Annotated in this window: 1 pseudogene; it reads left to right on the top strand. The window is 51.6% G+C overall.

From position 1 onward, the window contains the following. Positions 1-783: pseudogene (locus ABWV33_RS22405) on the top strand (Calx-beta domain-containing protein); the annotation flags it as partial. Between the last annotated feature and the right edge of the window lie 330 nt (positions 784-1,113).

Genomic DNA, 1,113 nt, shown 5'->3' with positions numbered 1-1,113 from the left:
GGCGAAGGCACCGACCGGGTCGTCACTTATGTCAACTATGCGCTGGGGGCCGGTCAGGAGATCGAACGCCTGCAGACCAACGCCACCTCTGGCGTGGACAACATTGATCTGACAGGGAATGAGCTTGCTCAATATTTGTTGGGGAACGCGGGTGACAACTATTTGAAAACCGGTGGTGGTGCAGCAGATTATATGAGGGGCCTAGACGGTGACGACCGCTATCGGGTGTATAACGCGGGCGACAGTGTAATCGAAAGTGCAGGACAAGGCACCGACAGAGTCTATACTTCGGTCAATTACGCGTTGAATGCAGGGTCACATGTGGAATTTTTGCAAACCAATGGGGCCAGTACCACAAGCGGCATTGACTTGACCGGAAACGAGCTGGCACAGACCCTCGTTGGCAACTCGGGTAACAATCGGATCGATGGCAAAGGCGGCGCAGATATTCTCAGAGGGTTGGGAGCAGATGATACGTTTGTCTTCTCGACTGCTTTGGGGGCAGGCAATATTGACACAATCCTAGATTTCAATGTTGCTGACGATCAGTTTGAACTGGATGATGCAATCTTCTCAATGCTTTCGGTAGGGACTCTATCTACAAGTGCTTTTGCCGCAAATACAGCAGGGCAAGCTCAGGATGTATTGGACCGGATCATTTATGACACCAACGATGGTGACCTATTCTATGACGCAGACGGCAATGGCGCTGGAACGGCACTACAATTCGCATCCCTATCTGCCGGTCTTAGCTTGTCAAATAGTGACTTTTTTATCGCCTAACGCCTGCAGAAGGGCTTTTGTTGCGTAAAAAGTGGTGAAGCCCGGCATTTCCCTTTCCGTAGGTGGGTTTATCCTGCGGGTATTGAAACAAGGGGCAAGCGCTGTGTAGCCGTTGTTGACGGCTGCACGACCTCGTCTGCCGCTCGGCACTGGCACCTATGTCATCTCCGGATCGAATCCACCTTTTGGGACATTGCTACGCAATGGGTCGACGGTGCTCCGCGCTGACCCGTAGTCTCGCACCTTAGCTATCGCGTTGTATTAACCAGATGAATTTTTAAATAAGTCGCCCAGGCCTCATAGGAATATTTTTCTGGTGGTTTAGGGGAG

Source organism: Phaeobacter sp. NW0010-22, from assembly GCF_040365955.1.
Lineage (GTDB): Bacteria > Pseudomonadota > Alphaproteobacteria > Rhodobacterales > Rhodobacteraceae > OMPR01.
The sequence above is the reverse complement of the archived record's forward strand: the minus strand, read 5'-3'. Positions and strand labels throughout refer to the sequence as shown.